An 18,635-nucleotide genomic window follows, 5' to 3' on the forward strand; every position below is an offset into this window, starting at 1 on the left:
ACAGATCATCTGTAAAAAATATACCGCTATAGGCAAATGTGTTCATTGCTACAGCACAAACAAACTCCTGCTGCATTCAAGAAAATCAGTGGTCATTAATGGTAAGCAAACGGGCGTGATATTCCGGAATAGCAACATCCAACAACACTATTAAAAAAATCAAAAATGGCAGATCAGCATTTTGTAGTACATGGCGCGCTATGCAAATGCAATTTCGGTAATATCAACAATCGTCTGCAGGTAGCTAACCCACACGAATATATGAATGATCATATCGGTAGCAGGAAGCAGGTCGCTGGCACCAATGAAATAGGCAATCCATTTTTACCAGGCGGTTTTGGGTATTGCACCCTCTTACACAGCGCCTGTACCCCAACAGTGGTGCAATGGCAAACTTATTTGCCTAATATCACGCTTTCCAGCGGCAGCAAGATATTAACAGAAGACAGTACGGCGATATGCGCCATAGCTGGCAGTCCTTGTATCCAGATTCTCCAACATGGTCAACAACCGGCCTATTCCGGAAACATAACAAGCCATGATCCGGAAGAAGTTGCCAATCCTGCCATCTATAATAATGAAGGAGATACCAGCAAGGATACAGCAAATGATGCATGCTCAGATCAACAGAAAGAAGATATGCCTATGCCCAGCATTCATCCTATAGCGATCACAAATAATGAAATACTCGCTATATTAGCGCCTACCCGATGGATCACTGGAAAACAATATACCTTATCCATAAAAACATCCAGGCCTTACAACGAAGCATTAGACGGCCCCATTACCTGGATACCCTTTGGACCAGGCCTTGATCAGTGGGAGAATGCCAGCTTTACAAAGGAAGGCACTTACACCATCAGCGCACAAATGGGACAATCCAAGCAATCATTAACCATTCAGGTAACGGCAGCTATTATTTTACGTTGGTGCTTCACTACCAGGGAAGAAACTTTTAAACCCCGGGCAGGCTGGCAAGAGCAGGCCACCATGCTAATATTCAGCCCAGACGCCGCCAATGAAACGGTACATTTGCACCTCCTGCTAAGAAACGTAGCCAATCGTTTTTTTCACGTGAAAGACATAGGAATAGCCAGTTTTAATCGTGAGGGGAAATTAAAAATAACCATTTCCACCAACAGCCTGAAACCTTTATTAACGGCCACTGCTTTCGAATGGAGCACCTTTCATATACTATTCGTTATAGCCTCCAATAGCAGCAGTATTGATTTTGCTGACGTAAAAACAATAACGATTGGCAATAATGCTTACTTGTTTCCACGAAAAACCAGCGCACAACGGGCTGCAGAAACCGGACAACTATTACGTATAAACGCACAACAGTCGGTAGTACGCCTGTTATGCCTCGATCAGCAGCAACATCCAGCCATTAAAGTATATCAATATGGCGAACAGATTAAAGTATGCATCTATACCTGTAACCTAAGTGGTGAAACATTGCAGCTGGAAATATGGGAAAACAAACTAAGAGAAAAAGACCATCTCTGCATGAGCAAAAAATTAATGATTGATGAGCAGGAAAGCGCAACCACCCTTATAGATACCCAACAACTGAAATCGGGCCACCTATTGAATGATAGCCTGCTGCGTTGTTTTTACCTATTGATAAAAACTTCTGCTGGAAAATTTCTTTTCCCCGCAGATATATCGGACAACAATAGCTGGAACCCACATCAATTAAGCTACTACCGGCATATTAAATTATCGGGCAAGATAAATGGCTTACTGAATAAATTAATGCCCACCAATGCTCCGGTAGTAGTAGGTGAACCATGGAGAAAGGATATACCACCGGCAGCCTGTCCGGCCTGTAGTAAAGCTATTACTGCCGCTCAGCTAGCCAATATTTTTACGGATGCTTCATATACCAACCTGCAAACAGTAGCCGCTACCTACAACCAATATATGGCGCTCACCGGCATGAACACCTGCTGGAATAAGGCACATTTTTTTGCGCAGGCAGCAGTAGAAACTGGAACGGCGATGCGTATACGAAATGGAGAAAGCTTTAACTGGTACTGGGAAGACCTTGCTAAATATTTCCCTCCTTTCAGAACTGCTGAGGGCAACATAAAAGCTAGGGAATGGGGGAGAGCGCACAAACAGCCTCTTCTTCCAGGCGTGAGTATACTCCACCAGCAATATATTGCCAATTATGTATATGGTCCTAATACAGCAAAAGGAAAAGTGCTGGGCAATATACTTCCTGAAGATGGATGGAATTTCCGGGGAAGAGGACTGATACAACTTACCGGAAGGGAAGCATACACCCACGCCAATAAATATACGCTCAAAGAAAATGCAAACATCCTGCAAACACCAGACCTTGTTGGTACCAATATAAAGATAGCTGTACTTTCCTCGATGACCTTCTGGCAATATAAAGGACTACAACTTGCCGCCAATGGCAACACTGAAGTAACAATGAAAATCAGCAAAAAGATCGGCGCCGAAACTAAAGCGGCAGACAAAAGCAATTATGAACAAAAAAAACACCTGTTTACAACCAATACAGCCCTTGTTTTCCGGGTAAAGGAATGCCGGTTGGGAAAAGTACCGGCTGGCAGCATCAACAAATATGTGATCCATACAGATACCTTTAACTACCGCTTTGTACAAATCAATAGGGATAGCAATCAATACCGGTACGATGTATATACCTCAGGGAAGCTCGCCCAGTCCTTCCTGTTACTTAAAAATGATCATCATTTACTGCCATTCCCTGAAACAGGCCCCAACTGGGGCAGATATGGAAAACGCGAAGGAATTCAGGATAACTACATCGATCCTGGCGTAGCAGCACCGCTGTTTGGATTCTTCTACTCCTTACCAGCCAATGGATTCAATAACACGCTATACTTCAACGATATATCTGCCAGTGATAAAAGTAACCTGGGGCATAAAGGACATATCAATGGCAACGATATTGATATCAGGTATCCGGGTAGCACCAATAAAGCAGGGCCAGTGTATTGGAAAGAAGCTCAAAGCGCCTACGCTTCAGAACAGGAATTTATTATCGTATTGGAGAATTTATTGCGAATAGCCGGCAAATGGGGATTCACCAAAAATTATGCTTATAAAATCAATATTAAAAATACAACAGGTGTAGCCACCGCACTACATACAGACCATTTTCATATTGGAATACGATAAATCATGAAGATACCTACCGTCATCATCGTTACCAGCACGCTGATCTGTTGTCAGCCATCAAATAAATATCAATCTGCAATAAATATGGACATCGCAGCCATTAAAACACACCTGGCATTACAGGCAAATATGGAACCCGGTGATAATAATCATCCGGCATACCAATACACGGTAAAAGACCTGGAATTAGCACTGCCTGTTATTGCCCAGGGCTTAAAGGATAATCATTTCATCGCCTTGGACGATACCGCTTTCAACAAAAAAATACGCAACATCTTCGGGGATATTTTCTATGATCAATGCCCATTCGTAAAACTGCGCAATAAATGTTACACCATTTTTGCAAATGATAGTGATAAACAAGATGAATTCGACTACACAAAAGAGAATCTTTTCATTGCCCAGTCATACAAGTTCATAACCTATCTGCCACTGCTGGGAGATTACCTTCAATTCACCGATAGTAACCAATATAAAATAACCATTCATCCGGCGTTGGTGGCGAGAAATAAATTTTTGTTCAACAACAGTCAATCCGACCTGGCCTGGCTGCTACATGAAGATACAGCCTTCCTTAAAACATTGGTAGTTACTTTCGGTTACACGCAAGTACCCCAAATAAACGACCTCGTTATGTACGATTACGAATATATGGACGAAGCCAACTTATCTACGGTAGGAGAAATCATTTTTAAAAAGGAAGCAACAGGCAACCTGGATATAAAAGAAGCGTTGTTACAATGGGTAGCAGCCCATACACAAGTAAACAATAACCGGCTATTACTGGGCTTGGAAGACTACGCCTATGCCTTATTTAATCCGGAAGCGCCTGGACACTACCGTAACCATCCTTTTCACCTATTTCAGATGAATGAAAAAAGAAAAATACTGGCTTATATCTCCAATACCTATTTATCGCTTTACACCAAATGGGCCCCGGCCAATCCTGGTATATGGCCAGCCGCTACCGTATTAAACAACCAATTAAATGCCGATACAGGACTGGCTACCTTTCTCCAACAACAGCATTACTTCTCATTACCTGCCTTGAAACAAGAACTGGAGCCAGGTAACTAAGATGAATACAAAGCAGAAAAATGGAATAGCGCAACATTAAAACTAGCTATCTATTAGCTAAATAGATAAACGGGAGCCATAAAAAAGATTGCAGAAGAACAAGAAAAGATCATCGGGTAACAACATCAAAGCATATCGGACTAATAGCGAACTGCTATCAATCACTTATTGGCCTGCCGGTACAACAGCGGTCACCGGCTTTTTGTCCACTTTCTGCTTTTGATACTCCTCAAATGATTGCTTAATATATAACAGCAGATCATAATCAGAAGCAGTATTGAGAAATTGATATCCAGGTCTGTATTTATACATAAAAGAATCCAGTTCAGGACTTTGTAACTTGGTCATTTTACCTACTAATTCAGGAGAGTAGCGGTAGTCGATAAATTTTTCCTTCTCCCAATAAAGTAATTGTTCATGGAATTGCTCTTTCCGCTTACGTGTTTTGCTGGGAACAAGATAAGATAAAGCAGTAACAGGGTTAGCAGGCAGCGTTTTCAACACATCCATTGCCTTTGGCTTATGGTAGTCAAAATACCTCCCGTATTCGTCGCGCATAGCCATAGAATCATTATGATAGTTCTTCCCTTTTATATTCACTCCTTGTAGTTCAAATAAGCGCTTTTGCAGATATACTTCCTGGGAGGTAGACATAGCAGGCATGATCAGCAATTTGGTAGTATAGCTGAGCATAGAGAACTCCAGGGTATCTCCTGGTAATGCCTCCATGTAGAAACGGCCACTTTCATTACTCATTGTGCCCGTCATTGTCCTTTTATTGATAATAGAAACAAAAGGTAAACCCGTTTTGGTTTCCTCATCCGCCACCATACCGGACATGCGCACTTGTGCGAAAGCTTCCTGCATGCTAATGAAAAAGAATAAAAACAGTGCTCCGATATATGCTGTAAAACGAATCATGAATATACTAATCCTTCAAATTTAATGTTCCACCCGCAAATGAAAAGTTAAAAAACGGGAAAGGTGACAGAGCTCAAACACAAAATTATTAATTATCAACGTTATAAATATCCATTCAATCGCTTATTTTTACGATATTCATTGGCTCATCCTATCAAAGTTATGCCACAAAAGATCATTTTCGCTACTCAGCACTACCAATACCTTAAAAACAGGATACTTTCTTTTCCGGGCACAGCCTGGGAAAATGGAGAATTAGACATTCGTGATTTCCCCGATGGGGAGCATTACCACCGGATATTGAGTAATGTAAGCAACAAAGAGGTGATACTACTTGGTGGTACTATAGACGATAAGGAAACCCTTGAATTATATGACTTGGCCAGTGGATGCATACAATTAGGCGCCTATTCCCTCACCATTGTTATTCCCTTCTTTGGCTATTCTACCATGGAGAGAGCGGTGAAATATGGGGAAATTGTAAAGGCAAAAACCCGCGCTGTACTGTTTTCCTCCCTACCCAATACTTCCCGAGGCAATCGCATTGTGATGATAGATCTTCACGTAGATGGGATCACCTGGTATTTCGAAAATGATGTTCGCCCTGTACACTTGTACGCAAAAGATTTTGTAAAGGATGCTGCTATGGAATTGGCTGGGGGAAAGCCGTTTGTACTCGCCAGCACTGATGCTGGCAGGGCCAAATGGGTGGAATCGCTCGCCAATGATCTCCATGTACCAGCCGCCTTCGTATTTAAACGCCGTATCTCCGGTGAAGAAACAGCGATTACCGCTATCAGTGCCGATGTAAAAGATAAAACCGTTATTATTTACGATGACATGATCCGTACTGGCGGCTCTCTGATCCATGCCGCCGCAGCTTATCATGATGCTGGCGCCCATGAAATCTGTGTCATTACCACCCACGGCATCTTTGCCGGGAATGGTTTCGAAAAAATAAAAAACAGCGGCCTAATTAAAAAAGTGATCTGCACAGATACCCATCCCAATGCACTTACTATACACGATGACATGTTACAGGTAAAATCTGTAGATCAACTCATTGTACATTACCTTCAAAGTCAGCATTCCTGATCTCCTGTTGGCAAGCCATTTGTCATCCAAACACTCAGCGTATCCTGCCTTCCAGGCAATTTATTTAACTTGCAAAACACAAATTCAAAAAAGCAATGTTGGAATTTCGTATACTCGAATACGGTAGTTGCGATTACCATGCAATGGTAGACCTACGTAGTGAAGTGCTTCGCAAGCCGCTGGGATTAAGCTTTACCGAAGAACAGCTTCAACAGGAAATGAATGACGTATTGATCGGCGCCTTCATAACAACAGCGCATACAGCAATTGCCGGCTGTTGCATACTTACACCCGTCAACGAAAACATTGTACAGCTAAGACAAATGGCAGTATCTCCCGATATGCAGGGAAAAGGTATTGGAAGAGATATTGTATCATTTGCAGAACAATATGCACACGAAAATGGATTTAACGTATTAACCCTACATGCCCGCAAAGTGGCTACTGGCTTCTATCAGAAGCTGGGATACGAAACCTGTGGAGAGGAGTTTATAGAAGTGGGCATCCCTCACTACGAAATGAGGAAAAACCTGAAATAAATATTTTTTTCTTCTGCATCCCATTGTAGAAGCGCTTTTGATTGTATTGTTATATTGATGGAAAAGCAATATAACAATAGACAGCATAGTAAGCCTGTCCAAAAATTTTGTAACCAAATCTTTCACTATACAATGAGAAGCCATGTACTAGCCTGGTCGGGGCTGTGCTATGCCTTTTTCGGCTCTATTGCCAGCAGCGCATACGCAACACCCAAAGGGTTTCCTTCTGCCAACTTATTGCAGGCTGATACTACTGTGCCAGTAGTGATTAAACCTACCACCCGGCCTAAAGAGGATACTGCCCTGATCCTCCCGGCTATCGCCCAAAATGAAGTCAACAGGTTTCCGCTCACTGGTACCATAAAAGATGATAAAGGCACACCTATTCCCGGCGCCGTCATCCGTAATAAAACGGCTAAAATCAATGCACAAGCAGATCCTAACGGCACTTATACTATCAAAGCGGCTGTAAAAGATACCATATTAGTGACCGCGCCCACCTTTGGCGAACAAACGATTCCTATCGAAAAAAGAGGTCCACTGAATATCACGATGGTACCTTCTGACGCTACTAAAAAAATTTTGGGAGAAGTGGTCGTTACTGCCCTCGGCATTAAAAAGAATCCCCGCTCCATAGGTTATGCCATACAGGAAGTAAGCGGCAGCACCGTACAGGAAGCGAAGGAAGTAAACTTTGTAAATGCGCTTTCCGGTAAAGTACCGGGGCTGCAGGTAAATACCAACACGGGCTCCATGGGTGGTTCTTCTAAGATCACCATCCGCGGGGTGAAATCTATCCTGGGCGACAACAATGCCTTCTTCGTAATAGACGGCGTACCTATGATGAACAGCGTAACCAACCAAGGCGGCCAACAGAATGGCGGTGGCGGCTACGATTATGGTAGCCCGTTACAAGATATTAATCCGGAAGACATTGAAAATATTTCTGTGCTGAAAGGCGCAGCAGCAACCGCGCTCTATGGAAGCCGGGGCGCTAATGGCGTACTGCTCATCACTACTAAAAAACGCCCTAACACTGAAAAAGGTATCGGGGTTACTTACAGCCTCAATGCACAAATAGACCAGGTAGCCGTATTACCTAAATACCAGAACGAATATGGTGGCGGTAGCGGCGGAAGGTTTGATACACTCTACTATAACCAACACCCGGAAGGATTCCTGAATGAACAAAGCGCTACTTACAACGATAATAACGGTAAAGGAAGATACGACCTCCTGCCCATATATGCAGCAGATGAGTCCTGGGGCCCTAAACTGCTAGGTCAAACCATACGCCCCTACTGGTCATGGGATAAAAATAAAAATAATCCTTACTTTGGGCAAACAGATGCCTGGATTGCACATCCTAACAATGTAAAAGATTTTTACCGAACAGGCTTTACCCTCACCAATAACATCGCCCTGGCTGGCAGCAATGATAAAGGAAGCTTCCGCTTGTCTTATGGCAACATGGACCAAACCTTCGTATTACCCAATGCTACTAATAAACGGAATAACCTCTCTGTAAATGGCAACTACGAAGTTACTAAAGGCGTGAGGGCCCTGGCAGCTGTTAACTATACCTCCCTGCAGGTAAAAGGCCGGCCCGGTACCGGTTTTACCGGCCCTAACCCAACCTTGCAATTTACCATGTATGGTCAACGCCAACTTGACATCGACATGGAAAAAAGATATAAATATGACGACGGTTCCCAAATTACCTGGAACCGCCGCGCATGGAACGACCCCAGTATCTCCTCCAGCAATGGCCCCTACTGGAACCGATACATGGACTATGAAACAGACTCCCGTAATAGGCTATACGGCTATGCTGGCGTAGATATCGACGCTACCCAATGGCTCACTTTTACCGGCCGTGTATTCATGGACGATTATAATACGCTGGAACAGGAAAGAACCGCACAAGATTACTTGCCAGGTACCTACACCAAACGTATACGTACCTCCCGGGAAATGAACTACCAGGTAACTGCAGATATCAAAAAGCGTTTTGGTCCCAACTTCCTGTTCAATGCCTCCGTAGGCGGTAATGTTATGCATCGCCTCTGGACGGTTACCGGTGGCAGTACACAGGGCGGATTTATCATGAAGGATGTTTATAACCTGAATAACTCCATGCAAACAGCCCTGCCTACCGACGAATACTACGAAAAGCAGATCAACTCCGCTTTTGCTACTGCTAACCTGGGCTATAAAAACCTCCTGTTCCTCGACCTCACCGGCCGTAGCGACTGGACCTCCACCCTGCAAAAAGGCAATAACCAGTATTTTTATCCCTCAGCTTCCCTTTCCTTTATATTTTCAGACCTGCTGAAAGAATGGAAGTGGCTCACCTTTGGTAAAATAAGAGGTAGTATTGCTGCAGTAGGAAATGATGCAGATCCTTATTATACTTTCAATACCCTGGATTATATTCCTCCTTTCGGTACCAACCCGGTTTCCCAATACAATGCTACCTATAAAAACCAGCACCTGAAACCAGAACGGACTACCGAAGTGGAAACAGGTATAGAACTAAAGTTCCTGGATAACCACTTAGGACTGGATCTTACTTACTACAAACGTATTACCAAAGACCAGATTATTACCCTGCCCATTTCAGCGCCCAGCGGTTATACCGGTGCTTATGTAAATGGTGGCAGCGTGGAAAACAAAGGTGTTGAAATAGGACTCAACCTGAACCCTATACGCCTGAGAAATGGTTTCCGCTGGGATATCAATGCCAACATTGCGTTCAACCGCAATAAGCTGCTCAACCTACATGTAGATCAATACAATGTTGATTTACCGATCCTGACCATCGGCACCGATCGCCGCACACAAAAAGTATCTGTGATTGCCGAAGTAGGAGAGCCACTGGGAACAATACGCGGCACCGACTACACTTATGTAAACGGACAGAAACTGGTTGATTCCCTCGGTCGTTACGTGCCAACAGGTATTAAAAATATCGGTAACGCCTATCCCGATTACGTAGGTGGTATTACCAATACTTTCTCCTATAAAGGCTTCTACCTGTCGGCCCTGGTAGATTTCCAACATGGCGGCAACTTCTTTTCCTATACTAACTTATATGGAGAAAAATCCGGCTTGCTTGAAAGTACAGTGGCTAACAACATCCGGGAAACAGGTATTGTAGTACCAGGCATAACAGCAGACGGCAAACCAAACACTACCCGGATCTCTGCACAAGACCACTTCAACTACAACGGTGGTAATGTGATCAGCGCCGCTAACCTGTACGATGCCAGTTATATTTACCTGAGGGAAGCAAAAATAGGTTACAACCTGCCAGAGTATTGGTACAAGAAGATAGGCGCGCAGAACGTACGCGTATCACTCTATGGCCGTAACCTTTGGCTGATGAAATCCAATGCACCCAATGTAGACCCATCCAACATTCTCAACTCTGCCTCTAATATCCAGGGTATTGAAGGGGGGGCATTGCCATCGCTTCGCTCTTACGGTATTAACCTGAATGTATCATTCTAAATTTTATGAAGATGACTAAAATGACTCTGAAATATAGTGCTGTTCTGCTGTTGATCGTCTCCTTAGGTTTTATGGGTTGTAAAAAGCTGGATGATATGAGCCGTGATCCAACTAAACCAACCACCACAGAACCACAATTTTTGCTCACAGGTGCACAAAAATCCGCGATGGATGTGTTGTACAGCAACTTGCAAAACGGCTTTATAGGCATGCACTACGCCCAATATTGGTCTGCCAATTCCCGTGTAGCCGACAGTCAATACCAGCTGGATGAAGGAAACAATACCACTTTCTGGAACAATCTGTACAGGATATCTTTACATAACCTGAACGAAATTATACTGATGAACCAGGCAAAACAAGGCCAGCCTGGTGTAGCCAATCAGAATGCCATTGCACAGATCATGACAGCCTGGATCTTCGAGATGCTGGCGGATACTTATGGCAACGTGCCTTATTCACAAGCCTTCCAGAATACAAGCAACATCACCCCTAAATATGATGATGCACAGGCGATCTACAATTCCCTGCTCGACATATTACAGGCGCAAATTACTATTCTTGATGCTTCTCAAACCAGCTATAACACCGGCGATATTATTTACAATGGAGATGTGGAAAGCTGGAGAAGACTGGCCCACTCGCTGATGCTACGCATCGCGATCCGTATGGCAGATGCCCATCCGGATAAAGCCAAAGAAATCATTGAAGCCCATTATCAGTATGCTATCAGCAGCAACAAGGAGTCTGCCCAGTTCCAGTACTTATCTACCGTGCCTAATAGATTTCCTTACAATGATGCAGATCGTGCGTTGATAGATTACGCTGTAAGCACTACCCTGGTAGACTATATGCAAAGCATCAACGACCCACGCCTGCCTATATACGCCCGGCCTGCCGCAGAAGATGGCGTTATCAGAGGGTTAATCTACGGATTGAGCACTTCAGACCCACTTCACCTGTCTGAAAGCCACTATTCTCAACCCGGCAAGCAGGTATACAGCGCTACCATGCCAGGCATCCTCATGGGCTATCCAGAAGTGGAATTTATTCTCGCAGAAGCAGCTGCCCGCGGGATGAACGTAGGAAATGCCGCAACCCATTATAATAATGGCGTAAGAGCTTCTATTACCTATTGGCGCGATCTGTCTGGTGCTACTAATATTAATGAAAACACGATACAGGCATATTTAGACCAGGTGCCTTATGAGGCCGCTGACTGGAAAAACGTGATCGGCACACAGAAGTGGCTGGCGCTTTACCTACAAGGTTTTCAAGCATGGTTTGAAAGAACCCGGCTGCAATTCAAAAAGCCAGGCGGGGAGCCGCTGTTCATTTTGCCTAAATCCGGCAGCCTGGACCGCAGTGTGGCCGAAGTACCTTATCGCCTCACTTACCCGGTTATCGAGCAAACCCAGAACAAAGTAAGCTACGATGAAGCTGCGACTGCAGTAGGAGGCGACCTGAAAGGCACCAAATTATGGTACAATAAGTTTTGATACAACAATCAACTATAGCTAAACAACAATCTATCGGCGCCTGCGTCTGCAGGCGCCTTCTTTTTTTCTCCTGATTTATTTACCTTTAGCCCTACCTATATTCAACAATTATGAGGAAAGTACTGTTGGCACTTGCTTTTTTGGCAAGTACCCATATGGCATTGGCACAGGATATTACACACGCTTATCAAAATTGGTATACCTACTTCGGCACCGCAAAACTGAATAGCAAATGGGCTATCCCTTTCGATATACAAGGACGTATCAGGGATGGCATCAGCAATAAAGGGCAGTTACTCTTAAGGGGTGGACTACAATACTCCCTTACCAAACAGGATCACATCTTGCTAGGCTATGCTTTTGTACCTACCTATAACAATACCAGCAACACCTGGCTGCCAGAACAGCGCCTCTTTGAACAATATATACATAAAGAGAAAAAAATAGATATGACCCATCGCGTAAGGCTGGAACAAAGATGGGTGGCCCAGCCATCGAAAGCTGGAGACGTACATGCCATCGGCGATTGGAAATATGGTAACCGCCTGCGGTATTTTAACCGTACCCAGATAGGTATCAAACATAAAAAACAAACTACCCCCTTTTATGTAGCACTGCAAGACGAGATTTTGCTGAATCTGTGGGGAAATAATATCAATAACCTGTTTTTTGATCAAAACCGCTTCCTGACAGCATTTGGCTACCAGTTCAACACTAACCTGAAAGCAGATATAGGCTATATGAACCAATTGGTGCAAGCTCCATCCGGCGCCAAAACGATGAACCATATCCTACATTTCAGCGTATTTCAAACTATTATTCTATAGGCTGGTAAATGAAGGGTTACCGGTAATTGCTGAACTTTACTTTCAACATCGCGATAAAATCCTGATAAGCTTCTTTTGATTCAAAAGCATTGGTAGGAATAAGGAAGAAAGTTTTCTTGTCGCGGTAAAGGAAGAAGAATTTTTTCGTTTCTACCACCCGGGAGAATTGCTGCCAGCTAATACTCCGCTGACGATGGCTATAACGGGTAGAAATTAATAGGCCTTCTTCTGAGTAAGACAGGTGTATATCGTCTTTAAAAGTAGCCGCTTTATTGTAAATAGCCAGCGGGAGCAAATACCAGAATACCCAGGTCAGCACTAATATCATGATAACAATACCGGTTAAGGCACCTGTGGTAACAACACGATAAAAATAACCGGTTAAGGTGGCCAGTAATAGAATAATAAGCGTATTGCGGAAGACCTTTATCTCTCCCCTTTGCATAAAATGATAACGCAACGCATGCAACACATCTCCCTTATGGTAACTGAACTCTAAATGCATTATCGCCTGGCAAAACGATTTTTATCTGTTAACTGAAATTGACATGGGGTTATCCATTTCATCACGCACAGTAACAGGTGCTTCTTTTTTCCGGCTGCGTTTTAAATTCGACAGATCGTCTTCCCCAAAGCCTGGAAAATTTTTCCTGATGAACAGAAAATATTGTTGTAAAGTTTTTGGATCTACCTTAAAAGGGAAAGCCAACTCTTTACCACTTCCTTTCAGAAAGTCGTTTGTATTTAATTTGGTCTCGTTTTGTAAATACCATTTGTACAGATCCACAATAGCTTTCTCCAACTCTGCTTCATCCACTTTTTCCATTGTTTCTACCCGTGGAAACATTAACACAAACTCCTCTACCCGGACAGGTTTGGCGTTGTTCGTGTTTTTGGAATTATTACGGTTATCGTTATTATCTCCGTTTTTATCCCCATTATTATCCCCGTTCTTGAAACCAGTGCTGGCATTTGCTGATGCGGCTGCGGCCAAAACTACCAACAGCATTAACAACAGCTTTTTCATAAGGTATCAAAATTTTCGAGTTTAAAAATACAATTATATTTCGAGATTTCTAGTAGCTGAAAAAATATATAAAAACAAAAGCAATGGACGAACCATTGCTTTCGAGAGTCATTTACAGTGCATGAAGAGTCATGCGGTGTAGGAATATTTGGTTTTTCATAGGACAGTAACCATAATAAAAATTAATACAATAACAAATATAATAAAATTATATCGTGAGGTGGACGAAAGTATAAATATTTGAAATATTTCAAATTTGATATATCAAATTTTCAAAAGATCAAATAAAATCGATTTTTATAAAAAAATATCAAACGGAAAAAATAGCAGCGAAGAAAAATGCCAACTATTTACAAGAAGAATAAAAGGGGTATTAAGCGAGTTTTTTAAAAAAAGTAAGGGCGCCTAGAAAAGCGCCCTCAATTTGTTACTATCCTATGAAAACCCTATTTGAATACAAAGGTAAGGGCATGTTATTTTTCTTTGAAATTTTAGAGGCACAATAACATATCATTAACAAGAAGTTGCAACATTGATCAGCTACAACCCATGCTGGTGCCGCAATTCAGACATTTATAACAAGTCCCTGAACGCACAGTTATATGCCCGCAAGTAGTACAGGTAGGGGCATCGCTTTGCATACTTTTCATGTAATCCTGGGTATTACTTTCTTGCTGAAATACGCTAGCCGCCTGAACTCTACGAGGCGCCGGTTGGGCTGCCTGACTTGACGTTGCAGACCAACCAGGTATCTGTGTATTATCTTCCACATCTTCCTCTCCTGTATTCCCTGGCTTATCCAATACATGTACTAAGTCTGTACGTCCTAAATATTCATAGCCCAACACCCGGAAAATATAATCTATCAAAGAAGTAGCAGATTTAATGTTCGGATGGTCTACTACACCTGCCGGCTCAAACCGGGTGAATATAAACTTATCTACAAACTCTTCCAGCGGCACACCGTATTGTAAACCCACAGACACTGCAATGGCAAAACAGTTCATCAGGCTGCGAAGGGTAGAGCCCTCTTTAGCTAAATCTATAAATATCTCACCCAATGTGCCATCTTTATACTCACCGGTGCGCACAAATATCACCTGTCCTCCTACGTTGGCTTTTTGAGTAAAGCCACCCCGTTTGGAAGGTAATGATTGCCTTTCTACAATCCTGGATAATTGCCGCTTTAAAGTGGTATCACTGCTAGCCTGCATCCGTTTATTAACTTCTCCCAACAGTTCGTCAACGCTCAATTGGTTAAGATCGGTAGCTGCCGGCGCTGTACCAGTTCCTTCTTTCTTCTTTTTATCGCTTTTATTACTCAAAGGCTGACTCAGCTTACTACCGTCACGATATAAAGCACATGCTTTTAAGCCCAATTGCCAGCTCAATTTATAGGCATCTGCAATTGCTTCCACAGCTGCCTCATGCGGCAAATTGATGGTTTTGGAAATTGCCCCTGAAATAAAGGGTTGTACTGCTGCCATCATCTTTATATGACCATGTGGATGTATGTAACGCTCTCCATGCTTTCCACATTTATTGGCGCAATCAAATACAGCCAGATCAGCCTCCTTCAAATAAGGCGCTCCTTCTACTGTCATAGTGCCGCACACATAATCATTGGCAGCATCAATTTGATCATCAGTAAAATTCAGGGCATGCAACAGGCTGAATTCGAGATTAAAATATTCTTCCGCTTTAAATCCTAACCGTTGCAGGCACTCTTCACCTAAGGTATATACATTGAAAACAAAAGAAATATCGAAAGAGGAAATAACAGCTGCATCCAGCTTTTTAAGCTCTTCCCCGATAAACCCCTTTTCACTCAGCGACTGATGATTAATATACGGGGCGCCGGCAAAGCTGCCGGTACCTCTGGCATAATCTACTATTGCATTTATTTCGTGGGGAGTATATCCTAAATTATGTAACGCAGTAGGTATAGATTGATTGATGATCTTAAAATATCCGCCACCAGATAATTTTTTAAATTTCACCAAAGCAAAATCCGGCTCTACGCCTGTAGTATCACAGTCCATTACCAGGCCAATTGTACCGGTAGGAGCGATCACAGTAGCCTGGGCATTACGGTAACCATATTCCTCTCCCAATTGCACTGCCTCATCCCAGGCTTTTGTCGCTGCTTTTAACAAATAGTCGGCGCAATATCGCGCATCTATGCCCTTAGGCCTTATTTCCAATCCGTCGTATGCTTCTACTGCATCATAAGCCGCGGCACGGTGGTTTCTCATCACCCGGAGCATATCTTCCCGGTTGTCGGCATACCTGGAAAATGGCCCCAGATGGGCTGCCATTTCTGCGGATGTGCTATAAGCAACACCAGTCATGATAGCCGAAATTGCCCCGGCCACCCCTCTTGCTTCTTCACTATCGTAAGCAATGCCGCTTACCATCAACATAGAGCCCAGATTGGCATACCCCAACCCCAGGGTACGGTAATCATAACTAAGCTGCGCTACTTCCCTGGAAGGAAATTGCGCCATTAGCACAGAAATTTCCAATACCACAGTCCATAGCCTCACGGTATATTCAAATCCTGTTACATCAAATAAATTCTTTTCATCATCAAAAAAGCGGCGCAGATTCACTGATGCCAGGTTACAGGCGGTATTATCCAGGAACATGTATTCTGAACAGGGATTGGAAGCGTTAATATGTCCTCCTTGCGGACAGGTATGCCATTCATTGATAGTAGTATCGTATTGCGTACCTGGGTCGGCACAACGCCAGGCGGCGTAAGTAATCTGGTCCCATAATTCCTTCGCCTTTACTGTTTTAATGGCTTTACCGGTAGTACGCGCTTTCAGCTCCCAATCGCCATTACTTTCCAGGGCATGAAAAAAAGAATTAGGAATACGAACTGAATTATTGGAATTCTGACCGGATACCGTCCGGTAAGCTTCGCCTTCATAATCTGAAGAGTAACCGGCCGCTATAAGGGCTGCTACTTTTTTCTCTTCTTCTACCTTCCAATTCACAAATTCCATAATTTCCGGATGATCCAGGTCTAAACACACCATTTTAGCTGCCCGCCTGGTAGTACCGCCGGATTTGATAGCGCCGGCGGCCCGGTCGCCTATCTTCAGAAAACTCATTAAGCCGCTGGAAGTTCCGCCTCCACTTAATTGCTCTCCTTCCCCACGGATAGCAGAGTAGTTGGTGCCTACTCCCGAACCATATTTAAAGATGCGTGCTTCCCGCATCCAAAGATCCATGATGCCTCCCTCATTTACCAGATCGTCTTTTACGCTCAGGATAAAACAGGCATGGGGTTGCGGGCGCTCATAGGCGGAAGTAGATTCCTCCAGTTTTCCGGTACGTTGTTCTACATAATAATGCCCTTGGGGTTTTCCCTGTATACCATAACTTTCGTATAGTCCAGTGTTGAACCATTGTGGTGAATTTGGTACACACGATTGGTTGAGCATACAAAAAACCAGTTCTTCATAAAAAATTTTTGCATCGGATGCTGTAGCAAAATATCCATATTTTTCACCCCAGGCCCGCCAGCAATTGGCCATGCGATGTACTACCTGCTTTACGGATGTTTCCCGCCCCAGGCTACCATCTTGCTGTGGCACCCCGGCTTTACGGAAATATTTCTGGGCCAGGATATCTGTTGCAATTTGCGACCATCCTGATGGCACTTCTACATTATTTGTTTCAAATACTACGTCGCCACCCGGATTCCGGATAATGGAGGAACGCAGCTCATATGTAAACTGATCGTAAGGATTCACACCTTCCTTGGTAAAATGACGGGAGAACGCAAGCCCATTCACGTTGACTGAATTTTTCATGCCCATAACTTTTCTTAGGTGATACAAATGAGTTAGTAATGCGGAGTATTCTAAAGTTAATTCTTAAATAGCGCTTAACCTGCTTTTATTTTGCACAGGTTGTGGAAAATTGAGCAAACAGTTTGCCGGCCTAATTGTTATACCCCATAAGAAATCCGGCTCAAAATTTGACGTTAACAAATTCTTTGCATTTGTAGCAGGCCTGGTAAGATAAGTATCACAAAGTTCATTCATAGAAAATGAATTGAATTCATATTTATTTATCAATGTGTGTTATTAACAAAAAAATTATACATTTGCGACAACCGGAACAATGCGCTATTGATGTACAATAATATATACACTTCGTTCATCGAAAGAAAGGCTAAAAAGGAAAAAGCATTCGCGGTTTTAATTGATCCGGATAAGGTAACTCCTGCCGGCATCATTGAGCTAGCAGAAAAATGCACTGCTGCCAAAGTTGATTACATCTTCCTTGGAGGTAGTTTGGTAATTTCCGACCATCTTGATGAATGCGTACAACAGCTAAAAGCTAGCTGTAATATTCCTGTTGTGTTATTTCCCGGTAGTCCTTCCCAGGTATCTAAATATGCAGATGCGTTGCTATACCTGTCTGTTATCTCCGGAAGAAACCCGGAATTACTGATAGGCCAGCACGTAGTTTCAGCAGTAGCTGTTAAAAAAAGCGGATTAGAAGTAATTTCAACAGGGTATATGGTAATTGATGGTGGTGCGCCCACTACCGTATCATATATCAGCAATACTACTCCCATTCCGGCAGACAAAGCAGATATAGCAATGTGTACTGCTATAGCCGGTGAAATGCTGGGGATGAAAGTAATTTATATGGACGCCGGCAGCGGTGCCCGGGTGCCAATCACAGAAAGTATGATCAGCCGGGTGGCCAGCCAGGTACAAGTCCCTATCATTGTAGGCGGCGGTATCCGGGATGCCGAAAAAGCTTACCTCAACTGCAAGGCTGGCGCCGATATCCTGGTGGTGGGTAATGCCATAGAAAAAGATCTCTCTCTTATCAAAGAACTGGCAGATGCTGTACACTCTGTTGCTGCAGTAAGCATATAGCGCCAGCTTTCAACTAATAATACTATAATATAAAAAGCAATAGCTGTTAATTA

General features: G+C 43.2%; 12 protein-coding genes. 8 read left to right on the forward strand and 4 right to left on the reverse strand.

Annotated features, from left to right (window positions below):
• Positions 1–165 precede the first annotated feature (165 nt).
• Together ACDQ55_RS01875 and ACDQ55_RS01880 are read left to right on the forward strand one after the other, a co-directional pair.
• Positions 166–3,177: a PAAR-like protein gene (locus ACDQ55_RS01875; protein ID WP_420979340.1), complete on the forward strand. Its 3,012-nt coding sequence runs from the start codon at positions 166–168 to the stop codon at positions 3,175–3,177.
• A gap of 3 nt (positions 3,178–3,180) precedes the next feature.
• On the forward strand, positions 3,181–4,254 hold the full coding sequence (locus tag ACDQ55_RS01880; RefSeq protein ID WP_420979341.1) for a hypothetical protein: 1,074 nt from the start codon (positions 3,181–3,183) through the stop codon (positions 4,252–4,254).
• A 165-nt stretch (positions 4,255–4,419) separates the two neighbouring features.
• Here ACDQ55_RS01880 and ACDQ55_RS01885 read toward each other — a convergent pair whose 3' ends face one another.
• Positions 4,420–5,121: a carboxypeptidase-like regulatory domain-containing protein gene (locus tag ACDQ55_RS01885; RefSeq protein ID WP_420979342.1), complete on the reverse strand. Its 702-nt coding sequence runs from the start codon at positions 5,119–5,121 to the stop codon at positions 4,420–4,422.
• Positions 5,122–5,337: 216 nt separating this feature from the next.
• On the opposite strand from ACDQ55_RS01885, the gene prs reads away from it, so the two are divergent.
• From prs to ACDQ55_RS01910, 5 genes are all read left to right on the forward strand, one after another.
• Positions 5,338–6,270 (forward strand): ribose-phosphate diphosphokinase, encoded by a 933-nt coding sequence (gene prs / locus ACDQ55_RS01890; protein ID WP_420979343.1) that lies wholly within the window; start codon positions 5,338–5,340, stop codon positions 6,268–6,270.
• A 95-nt stretch (positions 6,271–6,365) separates the two neighbouring features.
• Positions 6,366–6,809, forward strand: coding sequence for a GNAT family N-acetyltransferase (locus tag ACDQ55_RS01895; protein WP_420979344.1), 444 nt, complete (start codon positions 6,366–6,368; stop codon positions 6,807–6,809).
• Positions 6,810–6,941: 132 nt separating this feature from the next.
• Complete coding sequence (locus ACDQ55_RS01900; protein WP_420979345.1) at positions 6,942–10,322, forward strand: SusC/RagA family TonB-linked outer membrane protein; 3,381 nt, start codon at positions 6,942–6,944, stop codon at positions 10,320–10,322.
• 11 nt (positions 10,323–10,333) lie between these two features.
• Complete coding sequence (locus ACDQ55_RS01905; RefSeq protein ID WP_420979346.1) at positions 10,334–11,821, forward strand: SusD/RagB family nutrient-binding outer membrane lipoprotein; 1,488 nt, start codon at positions 10,334–10,336, stop codon at positions 11,819–11,821.
• A gap of 110 nt (positions 11,822–11,931) precedes the next feature.
• Positions 11,932–12,648 carry a DUF2490 domain-containing protein gene (locus ACDQ55_RS01910; protein ID WP_420979347.1) on the forward strand — a complete coding sequence of 239 codons (717 nt, stop codon included), beginning with the start codon at positions 11,932–11,934 and terminating at the stop codon, positions 12,646–12,648.
• A gap of 16 nt (positions 12,649–12,664) precedes the next feature.
• Here the strand turns inward: ACDQ55_RS01910 and ACDQ55_RS01915 are convergent, their stop codons facing one another.
• The 3 genes from ACDQ55_RS01915 to ACDQ55_RS01925 form a co-directional block, all read right to left on the reverse strand.
• On the reverse strand, positions 12,665–13,153 hold the full coding sequence (locus tag ACDQ55_RS01915; RefSeq protein ID WP_420979348.1) for a YcxB family protein: 489 nt from the start codon (positions 13,151–13,153) through the stop codon (positions 12,665–12,667).
• Positions 13,154–13,174: 21 nt separating this feature from the next.
• A complete protein-coding gene (locus ACDQ55_RS01920; RefSeq protein WP_420979349.1) occupies positions 13,175–13,675 on the reverse strand; it encodes a hypothetical protein in 501 nt (166 codons plus the stop codon).
• A gap of 536 nt (positions 13,676–14,211) precedes the next feature.
• Positions 14,212–17,499, reverse strand: a complete 3,288-nt coding sequence (locus tag ACDQ55_RS01925) for a vitamin B12-dependent ribonucleotide reductase (RefSeq protein ID WP_420979350.1) — start codon at positions 17,497–17,499, stop codon at positions 14,212–14,214.
• A gap of 270 nt (positions 17,500–17,769) precedes the next feature.
• Between ACDQ55_RS01925 and ACDQ55_RS01930 the strand changes: the two genes are divergently transcribed.
• Positions 17,770–18,582: a geranylgeranylglyceryl/heptaprenylglyceryl phosphate synthase gene (locus ACDQ55_RS01930; RefSeq protein ID WP_420979351.1), complete on the forward strand. Its 813-nt coding sequence runs from the start codon at positions 17,770–17,772 to the stop codon at positions 18,580–18,582.
• Positions 18,583–18,635 lie beyond the last annotated feature (53 nt).

Source organism: Chitinophaga sp. 30R24 (assembly GCF_049056765.1).
Lineage (GTDB): Bacteria > Bacteroidota > Bacteroidia > Chitinophagales > Chitinophagaceae > Chitinophaga.

Excerpts from the sequence above, each read along its gene's own strand:
- ACDQ55_RS01920 (WP_420979349.1), bottom strand. The coding sequence starts at position 13,675 with ATGAAAAAGCTGTTGTTAATGCTGTTGGTAGTTTTGGCCGCAGCCGCA.
- ACDQ55_RS01875 (WP_420979340.1), top strand. The coding sequence starts at position 166 with ATGGCAGATCAGCATTTTGTAGTACATGGCGCGCTATGCAAATGCAAT.
- ACDQ55_RS01915 (WP_420979348.1), bottom strand. The coding sequence starts at position 13,153 with ATGCATTTAGAGTTCAGTTACCATAAGGGAGATGTGTTGCATGCGTTG.
- ACDQ55_RS01910 (WP_420979347.1), top strand. The coding sequence starts at position 11,932 with ATGAGGAAAGTACTGTTGGCACTTGCTTTTTTGGCAAGTACCCATATG.
- prs (WP_420979343.1), top strand. The coding sequence starts at position 5,338 with ATGCCACAAAAGATCATTTTCGCTACTCAGCACTACCAATACCTTAAA.
- ACDQ55_RS01895 (WP_420979344.1), top strand. The coding sequence starts at position 6,366 with ATGTTGGAATTTCGTATACTCGAATACGGTAGTTGCGATTACCATGCA.
- ACDQ55_RS01880 (WP_420979341.1), top strand. The coding sequence starts at position 3,181 with ATGAAGATACCTACCGTCATCATCGTTACCAGCACGCTGATCTGTTGT.
- ACDQ55_RS01885 (WP_420979342.1), bottom strand. The coding sequence starts at position 5,121 with ATGCAGGAAGCTTTCGCACAAGTGCGCATGTCCGGTATGGTGGCGGAT.
- ACDQ55_RS01925 (WP_420979350.1), bottom strand. The coding sequence starts at position 17,499 with ATGAAAAATTCAGTCAACGTGAATGGGCTTGCGTTCTCCCGTCATTTT.
- ACDQ55_RS01900 (WP_420979345.1), top strand. The coding sequence starts at position 6,942 with ATGAGAAGCCATGTACTAGCCTGGTCGGGGCTGTGCTATGCCTTTTTC.
- ACDQ55_RS01905 (WP_420979346.1), top strand. The coding sequence starts at position 10,334 with ATGACTAAAATGACTCTGAAATATAGTGCTGTTCTGCTGTTGATCGTC.